At 35.0% G+C, this 11,055-nt stretch carries 10 protein-coding genes; 5 read left to right on the forward strand and 5 right to left on the reverse strand.

Features of this window, described 5'->3' with window-relative positions:
• Positions 1-59 precede the first annotated feature (59 nt).
• Positions 60-1,604, forward strand: a complete 1,545-nt coding sequence (locus FDO66_RS01370; RefSeq protein ID WP_141430604.1) for a fumarate hydratase — start codon at positions 60-62, stop codon at positions 1,602-1,604.
• 35 nt (positions 1,605-1,639) lie between these two features.
• Here FDO66_RS01370 and FDO66_RS01375 read toward each other — a convergent pair whose 3' ends face one another.
• Positions 1,640-2,680, reverse strand: a complete 1,041-nt coding sequence (locus FDO66_RS01375) for a glycosyltransferase family 2 protein (protein ID WP_141430605.1) — start codon at positions 2,678-2,680, stop codon at positions 1,640-1,642.
• 78 nt (positions 2,681-2,758) lie between these two features.
• On the reverse strand, positions 2,759-4,438 hold the full coding sequence (locus FDO66_RS01380) for a DUF6044 family protein (RefSeq protein WP_395939738.1): 1,680 nt from the start codon (positions 4,436-4,438) through the stop codon (positions 2,759-2,761).
• Between the two features lie 156 nt (positions 4,439-4,594).
• Here FDO66_RS01380 and pdaA point away from each other — a divergent pair, with 156 nt between their 5' ends.
• Positions 4,595-5,377, forward strand: a complete 783-nt coding sequence (gene pdaA / locus FDO66_RS01385) for a delta-lactam-biosynthetic de-N-acetylase (protein ID WP_258535529.1) — start codon at positions 4,595-4,597, stop codon at positions 5,375-5,377.
• Between the two features lie 36 nt (positions 5,378-5,413).
• Here pdaA and FDO66_RS01390 read toward each other — a convergent pair whose 3' ends face one another.
• Entirely contained in the window at positions 5,414-6,568 is a 1,155-nt protein-coding gene (locus FDO66_RS01390; protein ID WP_141430607.1) for a DUF418 domain-containing protein, read from the reverse strand.
• 200 nt (positions 6,569-6,768) lie between these two features.
• Between FDO66_RS01390 and FDO66_RS01395 the strand changes: the two genes are divergently transcribed.
• Positions 6,769-7,632, forward strand: a complete 864-nt coding sequence (locus FDO66_RS01395) for a DNA-3-methyladenine glycosylase family protein (protein WP_141430608.1) — start codon at positions 6,769-6,771, stop codon at positions 7,630-7,632.
• A 15-nt stretch (positions 7,633-7,647) separates the two neighbouring features.
• On the forward strand, positions 7,648-9,030 hold the full coding sequence (gene rlmD, locus FDO66_RS01400) for a 23S rRNA (uracil(1939)-C(5))-methyltransferase RlmD (RefSeq protein WP_141430609.1): 1,383 nt from the start codon (positions 7,648-7,650) through the stop codon (positions 9,028-9,030).
• Between the two features lie 202 nt (positions 9,031-9,232).
• Here the strand turns inward: rlmD and FDO66_RS01405 are convergent, their stop codons facing one another.
• Together FDO66_RS01405 and FDO66_RS01410 are read right to left on the reverse strand one after the other, a co-directional pair.
• On the reverse strand, positions 9,233-10,018 hold the full coding sequence (locus FDO66_RS01405) for a CPBP family intramembrane glutamic endopeptidase (protein ID WP_258535526.1): 786 nt from the start codon (positions 10,016-10,018) through the stop codon (positions 9,233-9,235).
• Positions 10,011-10,340 carry an alpha/beta fold hydrolase gene (locus FDO66_RS01410; RefSeq protein WP_141430611.1) on the reverse strand — a complete coding sequence of 110 codons (330 nt, stop codon included), beginning with the start codon at positions 10,338-10,340 and terminating at the stop codon, positions 10,011-10,013. Before FDO66_RS01410 ends, FDO66_RS01405 begins: the two co-directional genes overlap by 8 nt.
• A 208-nt stretch (positions 10,341-10,548) precedes the next feature.
• Between FDO66_RS01410 and FDO66_RS01415 the strand changes: the two genes are divergently transcribed.
• Positions 10,549-11,049, forward strand: coding sequence for a GNAT family N-acetyltransferase (locus FDO66_RS01415; RefSeq protein WP_141430612.1), 501 nt, complete (start codon positions 10,549-10,551; stop codon positions 11,047-11,049).
• Positions 11,050-11,055 lie beyond the last annotated feature (6 nt).

The raw sequence follows: 11,055 nt of genomic DNA on the forward strand, positions 1-11,055 counted from the left end.
TGATGCGAAGTATAATAAATGATAGATAGCAAAGTGAACGAAAGAGAGGGGAAGAAGAAATGAATATCGATACTTTTCGAGAAAGTATGTACCAATTAATTGTAGAAACATCGACTAAGCTTCCTAAGGATGTTCGCCGAGCAATTAAAAAAGCAAAAGAAAAAGAAAACGCAGGTACAAGATCAGCCATGAGCTTAGCAACCATAGCGACAAATATTAAAATGGCCGATGAAAATGTGTCTCCTATATGCCAAGATACAGGTTTACCTACATTTAAGATTAAGGTTCCGGTTGGGGTTAATCAAATCGTCATGAAAAAGGCGATCAAAGAGGCTATCGCTAAAGCAACGAAGGAAGGAAAGCTACGACCGAACTCCGTAGATTCTCTTACAGGAGAAAATAGCGGGGATAATCTAGGAGAAGGTACACCTGTTATCAAGTTTGATCAATGGGAAAAGGATTATGTAGATGTTCGCCTTATATTAAAAGGGGGCGGATGTGAAAATAAAAATATTCAATATAGCTTGCCTTGTGAATTAGATGGCTTAGGCCGAGCTGGAAGAGATCTAGATGGGATTCGTAAGTGTATCTTGCATTCTGTTTATCAGGCGCAAGGACAGGGCTGTAGTGCAGGCTTTATTGGAGTAGGCATAGGTGGAGATCGAACTTCAGGATATGAATTAGCGAAAGCACAGCTTTTTCGTTCTTCAGAGGATGTGAATCCGAATGAAAAACTAAGAATGCTTGAGGATTACATTATCGAAAATGCCAATAAGCTCGGAATCGGTACAATGGGCTTTGGTGGAGAAGCAACCCTTCTTGGCTGTAAAATTGGTGTAATGAATCGAATTCCAGCTAGTTTTTTCGTTTCCGTTGCGTATAATTGCTGGGCTTACCGCCGTTTAGGTGTTTATATTCATCCAACTACTGGAGAAATTAGCGAATGGCTATATCAAGAGGGAGAGCTTGTTGATTTAACGAATACAGATGAAGAAAAACAAGTTGCGGCTGCAAAAGAGGAACAAGCTATTGTTCAATTACAGGCTCCTATTACAGAAGAGAAAATTCGAAAGCTTAAGGTCGGAGATGTTGTGCAGATTAATGGGATAATGTATACAGGTCGAGATGCTATTCATAAGCATTTATCAGAAAATGAAGCACCAGTTGACTTGAATGGACAAATCATCTATCATTGCGGACCAGTTATGCTTAAGGATGAAAAGGGTGAATGGCATGTGAAGGCCGCTGGACCAACCACTAGTATCCGTGAAGAACCTTATCAAGGAGATATTATGAAAAAATTCGGGATTCGAGTGGTAATGGGGAAAGGCGGAATGGGACCTAAAACGCTTGAAGCATTAAAAGAGCATGGTGGTGTGTATTTAAATGCCATTGGTGGTGCAGCACAATACTACGCAGACTGTATTAAGTCGGTTGAAGGCGTTGATTTGATACAGTTTGGAATTCCAGAGGCGATGTGGCATTTAAAGGTAGAGGGCTTTACAGCTGTGGTAACGATGGATTCTCATGGAAAAAGTCTTCATCAGGATGTAGATCAATCTTCCTTAGAAAAATTAGCACAATTTAAAGAGAAGGTATTTTAAACATGGAAGAGTGACTAAATGAAAAAGTCACTCTTTCATTTTTTCTGGAAAAAATTCAATTTACTTTCTAGGCTATAATGCTCATCAGCGTTCTTCCCTGAAATCATAAAATGGCGAGGGACTGGAACGTTAAAGGTATCCATTTCTACAATATATTTTGGCCGACGTTTTGATTCCTTATAGATTTTCCCAATGTATTCTCCAACCAATCCAATTGCAATTAACTGTAATCCTCCTATCAACCAAACGGATGTGATCAGAGAAGTCCATCCAGTTTTTGTTTCTCCTAAGTATTTTAATCCAATAAAATACGCACCAAAAAGTAAACTGATCAAAAAGGAGAGGCATCCGATCATTAAGACAAATCGAATGGGTGTGATGGAAAAAGAAGTTATTCCATCAAAAGCGAATGCGAGCATTTTTTTTAATGGATACTTAGTTTCACCTGCCAGTCGTTCTTTCCGATCATAATATACACTTGTTGATGGGAAACCGATAAGAGGGACAATCCCTCTTAAAAACATATTTACTTCTTCAAAACGTTCAAGCTCCTGAAGAGCTCGTTTACTCATGAGCCGAAAATCAGCATGATTATAGATAATATGAACGCCCATTTTTTTCATTGCTTTATAAAATAGCTGAGCTGAGCTTCGTTTAAAAAAAGTGTCTGATTGACGTTGTTGCCTCACACCGTAAACAATTTCGTATCCTTCTTTAAATTTTTGAATAAATTTTCGTATAACTTGAATATCATCTTGAAGGTCGGCATCAATGGATACAACACAATCAGAAGCATCTTTAACAGTAAATAAGCCTGCTAATAATGCTTTCTGATGTCCTACATTCCGTGAAAGCTTTAATCCTTTGATTTGCTCATTTATTAAACTTTCCTGATAGATAATCGACCAAGTGTTGTCTTTACTTCCATCATCAACAAAAAGAATTTTACTTTTATTTGAGACAATCTGATTTGAAATAAGGCTTCTTAAATACGTATCTATTTGTGAAATGGTATTAGGTAAAATTTCTTCTTCATTAAAACATGGAATGACAATTGAAAGTATAGGTTCGTTCATGGTTGTCCTCCAGTAGCTAAGATATAAAAGCATCCAGATGCACTTTAGAAATTTGAATTCTTACAAAGCATATGTCTACTAGGATCGTGTTTTATATAAATAAATTTTCCATACAGAAGATTTTGACATAAATATTTTTTCCAATTTTAGCTTATTTTCAGCGGCATTTTCAATCGGGATAGCAGAAAAAATATATTTTCCTCCCATCCTTTTAAAAGGGTCCAGATTCAATTCAAGATTTTTTAACCTTTTCTTAGAGTTTTTCTTAAACATATAATGCTTCCCAAGCTCATCTGTAAATACATAACAGCGTCCCCCCCATTCATCAAAATAGGTCCGAATGGTTTTATTTTTGGCTAATTCCTTTTCAATTATTTTTCGAAACTCATATTTATAGCTTAAAGGATAAAAATTGTTGTAAGTATCCAGTGTGTAAAATCCATTATATTGGGCAATAGCTGGATGGATCCCAATACTAATGACTCGGTAATTTTCCTGCGGCTCTCCTATGTACTTTTTAATTTCATTAAATTGTTCTTTTGCATAAAATTGTTTAACAGTGGGCTGATTATGAAAAATGATTTCCTCGTTAAATAGAAAAACGATTGCAACTTGAGCTAAAACAAAATAAAATGCACTTTTTTTCCAACTAATACCTTGAAGATAAATAATCTTTAAAGATAGTGCAAACAAAAGATAAATAATAAGAGGCCGTAAAAAATGGTATCTGGCAAAATTAAATGTATCCAAAAAATGAAAACGTTCTGTTAACGGAAGCCAGCCTTTATAAAACCAAAAAGCATACCAGGCTGATAAAGCTAAGTTTAGCCCAAATAAAAAGATAAACACTTTCTCTTGTTTCCACAGCTTTTTAGAAAAAACAAAGTACAAAGCTATGAACATGGCGGGTAATATAACAAATGTGTGGACTGTCATAACATGGTGATGGCCGAAAATAAAGTTTTTCAATGTTAGACGAAGGCATCTCCAAACAGGTAATCTGGCATGAAAGTATTCATCCCTACTATTAGGCTCATCATCAAAAAGAAGCGAAAAAACGAGCCGATATTCAACGATTAAAAAAATCAATATCATATAAACAATTGAAAGAAAAAAGCGAAGGTTCCATCCTTTTCCCCTGATAAGATCCATTAGCCAGAAAATTCCCATTGCACTTAAAAAAAAGAAAAAACCTAAGACAATACTCGAATAAAATGGCAAAAGGGTTAAGGTTAAATAGTTTGTCCATGAATTCTCACCGTTCCGAATATTAAGAAATGCCCATAAGGCTAAAGGCATTCCAAGCGTACTAAGCATTCCAGAGGGCCAAAAGGGCGTAAGGGCGAACGAAAGGGCAGTTCCAATCCGAATGATAGCCAAATTAGAATGTGGTAAAAAGTGCTTTTTTAAAAGAAGATACATTCCAAGAAATGCAACTATACGTGTAATAAATTGACTAAGTGCATATGCGATCATCGTTGGAAATAAAGCATGAAGCCATACAATTAGGCTAAATTCAGTTCCGAAAGCATTTCGGGGTAATCCGTTAATGATTTGAGGAATAACTGCATCAATAGGACTAATAATTTTTCCGCTTTCTGTCAACACCTTATACCAGGCAAGGTTTGAGTCTAAATTATCGTGAACACGAATGTGAGCATTTTCGCCTAAAATAAAAAGAGGAGATACACATAATACAATGACAAGAAAAGCAAAGATCAAAAGCCTTTGCTCCTTTTTTTTATTTACCAACAACACTCTCTACACCTCAAAAACCTAATTTTTATTAAGGTTTGCAATAACAAACCATCCTATTCTCTTTGATTAAAATGAATGTTTCTTTTGTGTATGACAAACGATAAGAAAAAATGAATGTAAGGAGGGAGAAAAATGAAAAGGAGCTTTATCCAAGGCATGATCGCCATTTTACTTGCTTTAACTTGGTCTATTTCTGTTTATGCTCAAGTTTCAAACGCCCCAATTCATTGGGGGTTTAAAAAAAATTCGAACGAGGTTCCTCCAGAAGCTGGGGAGCCATTAGACAACATGCTTGAAAAATACGGCTCGTATTATATTGGAGATCCAAAGAAGAAGGACATTTATTTAACCTTTGATAACGGGTATGAAAATGGATATACGGCGAAAATATTAGATGTCTTAAAAAAAGAAAAAATACCTGCTACCTTCTTTGTAACAGGACATTATTTAAAAAGTGAACCCGGACTCGTTAAAAGAATGGTGAAAGAAGGACATATTATTGGAAATCACTCCTGGCATCATCCAGATTTAACTCAAGTAAGCAGGGAGCGATTGAAAGAAGAGCTGAAGAAGGTAAAAATGGAAACAGAAAAATTGACAGGACAAAAAACAATGAACTATTTGCGTCCTCCGAGAGGCATTTTTAGTGAGCGCACATTAAAATTAGCAAACGAAGAAGGATATACGACAGTTTTTTGGTCCCTTGCCTTTGTTGATTGGAAAACGGATCAGCAAAAGGGATGGAAATATGCTTATGATAATATGATCAAGCAAATACATCCTGGAGCAATTCTGCTTCTTCATACCGTATCAAAGGATAACGCGGATGCCCTTGAGAAGGCGATTATTGATTTGAAGAAAAAGGGGTACAAATTTAAAAGCTTAGATGAGTTAGAAATGAAAAAAACGATGATTTTCGATCTATATTTATATAGGTGAACACCCGCAGATTCATTCGGGTGTTCACAGAAATAGCTAATGGGCCATTTTTTTCAGCTTCTTTTTTAAAGGCTGAACCTTTCCATAAGTCCCGATTCTCCATATCCATTCCAGCGGACCAAATTGGTATGTAGATAGCCACCTCTTACTTAAAAACATTTGCAGCGAATAAAAAGCAAAACAATAAATTGCCGACTGCCATAAAGTAATTTCAGCAGTATTATCAAATAAAAGAGCGAATAAGATTGTTGTCACAATGGTTTGGCTTAAATAATTAGTTAAAGCCATTCGACCTACGAATCCAACTGGAGACAAGAAAACTTGCCATCTTTCTTTTTCAAGCAATAGTATTAAAGAAGTTACATAAAAGATCGACAATGTTTTCCCGCTTGTCATCACATAAAGATAACTCACTCCTGGACTATAGCTTTCTGGAGTAAAATGGATAAGAAGCATAATCCAGCTTGGGATCGTAAAAAGAAAAGCGATCACCTGAAACATGCGGATGTTTTTTCTTAATTCCTTCACACGCTGAAAAAGATTAATTTTTCCTACATACAAGCCTAGTAAAAATAAACCTAGAATTTCAGGAAGGTAAAAAACATTAGAAGCGATATGGTAGATCAAAAAGAATTGGATTCTTTCAGAAACATGATCCAACCAGCCATCAAAATAATTAAACGCTGGGACATCTGAGCTGACAGTTACTGGTACGAACGATTCTAATATGGTAAATAGCTCAGATAGCACTAGCAGCACAATAGACCAAATCAAAATCGTTTTTGGGCTTCGTCTATAAAAAAGGAGCAGCCAAAATCCTGTAAAGGCATATGTATTTAAAATATCACCATTCCAAAACAAGACGATATGTATCAGTGCAAATAAAAGTAAAACGACTAATCGCCGTGAGAACAATTGGTACATTTTTGATCCTCTTTGCTCCGCACGACTCATAAAAATCCAAAATCCTAATCCAAATAAAAAGGAAAAAATAACATAAAACTTCGTTTGCACAAATAGATCGAAAAATAGCCTCACATAAGCATCGAATCCGTTGTAGCTTCGTTCTTCTAATAATAATTCAATTCCAAGCATAGAGGGAATATTAACAAGAAAGATTCCCAAAATAGCAAAGCCGCGCAGCACATCAATCGATTTAATTCGCTGCTCTTTACTAACAGATAAGCTCATACATACACTCCTTTTGTATATTTAAAAGTAAGAAAATATGAAGGTAGACTAGTGAATAAATCCAGATGATTACCTTTTTCTTAATTTCCATTATATAAGATATTTGGATCATACAGGTAAAATAAATTACATGCTCCTTTTTACAAAATTTCTTCCTTAAATGCTATAATGACGAAAAAAGTGTAGAACGGATGGTAGAAATGAAGACAATTGAAGTGCCAGGACCGTATCATTTTGATCTTGTTCTAGATCGACTTTCATTGGATCCACTTCATGCAGTTGATAAGAAGCTAAGATCGATAAAGGTTCCTTTAATAATAAAAAGTAATCCAATCGTTGCAGAAGTAACGGGGATTGGTACAATAAAGGAGCCGCAGTTTACAATAGCAGGTGTCGAAGAAAAATACGAAGAAATAGCCATGAAAAGAATCAAAGAAATTTTTCATTGGGAAAAATCGCTTGAGGAGATCCATCAGCATTTTCAAAAGACTACATTAAAGCAGTTATTTGATGCGCATTATGGAACACCGATCGTCCTTGATTTCGCTCCTTATCACTGCTTGTTAAAATGCATTGTTCATCAACAACTAAACCTTGCATTTGCTCATACATTAACGAAAAGATTTGTCACGACTTTTGGCTTTGAAAAAGACGGTGTTTGGTTTTACCCATCACCAGAAAAAGTATCATCTTTACAGGTAGAAGAGCTTCGTGAATTGCAATTTAGCACGAGAAAAGCAGAATATGTAATAGGTATTGCTAGTGAAATAGCAGAGGGCAAATTAGATTTAGACAGCTTAAGAGAAAAAACAGATGAAGAGATCATGGAAGAATTAATCAAACTAAGAGGTGTTGGTCCATGGACAGTTCAGAACTTTTTATTGTTTGGACTTGGCCGAGCAAATCTTTTTCCAACAAAAGATATTGGCTTGCAAAATGCATTGAAAAAATATTTCGGGCTAAATGAAAAGCCATCCCAAACGGAAATGGAAAGCATGATCGAGGATTGGAATCCTTATTTAAGCTACGCCTCCCTATATTTGTGGCGAAGCATTGAACCATAATGGAGTGATAACAGCATGAAAAACGGACAAACCGTAAAAATAAACGAAAAACAAACCTTCCCGCTAACAATAAAACGACTTGGCATTAACGGGGAAGGAGTAGGCTATTTTAAAAAGCAGGTTGTTTTTGTCCCTGGAGCCCTTCCAGGGGAGGAGGTTGTCGTTGAAGCGACAAAAATCCACCCAAAATTTACAGAAGCAAAGATTAAAAAAATCCGTAAGAAATCAGCGTATCGTGTTCAGCCTCCTTGCCCGATTTACGAAAAATGCGGAGGCTGTCAGCTTCAGCATTTAACTTACGAACAACAATTGAAGGAAAAAAGAGATATTGTCGTTCAATCTCTTGAAAGACATACAAAGCTAAACATTGAACAATTAGAGATTAGAGAAACGATTGGAATGGAAAACCCATGGAATTATCGCAATAAAAGTCAATTTCAGGTAGGCGTAAAAAATGGAAAGGTGCTTGCCGGCTTATATGGCTTAAATTCGCATCAGTTAATCAATATTGATGAATGTGCAGTTCAACATGCACAAACAAGCTTAGCAACCAAAACGGTAAAGGGAATTCTTCAAGATCTTCAAATTTCAATCTACAATGAACGAACACGAAAAGGAATTGTTAGAACGATTGTTTCAAGAGTCGGTATTCAAACAGGGGAATTACAAATCGTCCTTATTACCGCTAAAAAGGAATTACCGAAAAAAGAACTGCTCATCAACGAAATGAAAAAAAGATTACCTGAGTTAAAATCCATTGTTCAAAATATCAACGGGCAAAAAACATCGCTCATTTTTGGTGATGAAACCGTAACGCTAGAAGGAAAAGACTTTATCCAAGAAACATTAGGTGATCTATCTTTTGAGCTATCAGCGAGAACCTTTTTTCAATTGAATCCAGAACAAACAGTCAAGCTTTACAACGAAGTAAAACAAGCAGCTACATTAACTGGAAAAGAAAAAGTAGTTGATGCCTATTGCGGAGTAGGCACCATCGGTCTATGGGTAGCTGATCAAGCAGCCGAAATTAGAGGAATGGACATCATTCCTGAATCCATTGAAGACGCCAAGAAAAACGCAGCACGACATGGCATCAAGCATGCAAAATACGTCACTGGCAAAGCCGAGCAATGGCTACCAAAATGGACGAAGGAAGGCTTTAAGCCCGATGTTATTATTGTCGATCCTCCAAGAACAGGGCTGGATCAGCAGCTGCTATCAACGATATTGAAGGTAAAGCCGAAGAAGGTTGTTTATGTGTCATGTAATCCATCTACGTTGGCAAAGGATATAGCGGTGCTTTCTTCGAAATATGAGGTAAAGTATATACAGCCTGTTGATATGTTTCCTCAGACGGCGCATGTGGAGTGCTGTGCGTTGATAGAGTTAAAATTGTAACTAACGAATAGAAATCGTACATGTAAAAATAAACTTTTCCACTTCTTATCAATAGTGAGAATAAAAATAGTGTAAAAAACTTGAATCGAGTCGACGTACAGTTAGTACAGCTTCTCGGTTCTTTTTTCTTTTTGGCTCTGTTAAAATTCATTGTTGATATTTTAAAAGAGTTCTATTGTCTGAACCCTTTTCTATAAAATTTTTATTTTAAAATTAAACCACTTATAACCATGAGAGTGTTTAAAGCAATATGCCAAATAACTGAGGGAATAATGCTTCTAGATTTGATAGTAATCCCTCCATAAAACATTCCTCCAATAGAAAAAGCAATACAAATAACCCAAGGAATTCCGAGTGAATAATGTTGTAATCCAAAACCTAAACTTGTTACCACAACCGCCCATTTTTCACCTAATTGTTCTGAGAATCGACTCAAAAGATTACCTCTCCAAATTATTTCTTCGAGTAAAGCGTTTGTAATTGAAAATAAGATAGAGAGTAGCCATATTTCTTCGATAAAAGACCAACCATTTTGAATAATAAAGGGCGCAAAGCTGACAATATTAACTGTTAATGCTATGAAAAGAAAGAATTTAACATTTGTTCGGTGAAATCCCGACCAAATAAACGGGAAATAAATTAATTCATTCCACTGTGGCTTTTTCCAATATGTTATAAATGGAGACTTTGAAAAGAAAGATAACATGAACAATGGGACCAAAATAAAAACTAATGATATTCTGTTGAAAAATATACGTAATTCCTTTGGTTGGAATTGTACTGTCCAATGAGAAGTTACATATAAATAAGCGAAAAATCCAATACCAAATAGAACATTTGTGACAACAAACGATTTCATAGATTTATTAAAAGTAACAAAAAGAAAAATAGAAGTAACTGCCCATATACCAATAAGTAAATAATTGTTTAGTTGTATCGAAATAATAAGTGACGCAAATAAAAATAACGAAACTATGTTTTTAATCATGATAGTATTTATTGTTTTTTTCCACTCCCTTAAAAAATGACCTTTTCTCCATTTCTGGTATAATCATTGGACAAATAAAAGCAACGCCTTCTACTTTTTCCTTTTTCTTTGCAATGACTCCTAGTGATAAGTACCCGCTATAGGATTCACCAACTAGTAAGTATGATTGTTTTGGTATAATCTTATCAATAAAGTTTAGTACAACATTCAACATATCATCAGAACTGTTAATGTCTTTGTCCCCAATGGTTTTACCCATCCCTGGTAGATCAAGATAAATTCTTTGATACCCTTTTAATCTAAAGAAATAAATTATTTTCATATTTTCTCTTAATTCAACTGAATTCTAGTATATTTTAACATAAATATCCAAGTATCTTCAGAAAAACGAAAGCTGGGCAAAAGGCAGAAAGGATAAACAGTTTATAAAAATGTTTGATCAAAAATTTTGTTAATTGAAAAATTATCCAATTATATGTTATAACAGTAATATGATAAAATAAGGACTTCTTGCTAGGAGAGAGAAAAGTATGTTCATAGAAATAAAGTTAGCTGCTGAAGAAGATATACCTATTGTTCACAAACTTATGTTAGAGGCATTTGAAGAATATAGATTCATTGATGTTCCTTCAAGTGCATTAAATGAATCGTTAGAAACTTTACAACTTTCTTTTAAGAACGGTTCGGAGAATGCTTTATTATGCTTGGTAAAGGGGTTACCGATTGGTTCATCAAGATTTACACTTAAAGACGATTCTTTATATTTTTCAAGAGTATCTGTATCTCCTAATGCAAGAGGTAAAGGAGTAGCAAAGGCAATGTTATTGTGGCTCGAAAAATATGCAAATGATCATTGTAAAAATAAAATGGAATGTCGAGTTCGAGCCTCTTTAACTAAAAATATTAGTTTGTATGAGTCTTTAGGTTATTTTGTTTCTAAAGAGGAAGTTGTAAAAAACCCAAATGGTTTTTTAGTAAAAACTGTGGTAATGGAAAAAACTTTAGATGCAAAGAATTTTTCATTTAATTAACAACTT

It is taken from the genome of Bacillus sp. 03113, assembly GCF_006546985.1.
Classification (GTDB): domain Bacteria; phylum Bacillota; class Bacilli; order Bacillales; family Cytobacillaceae; genus VATK01.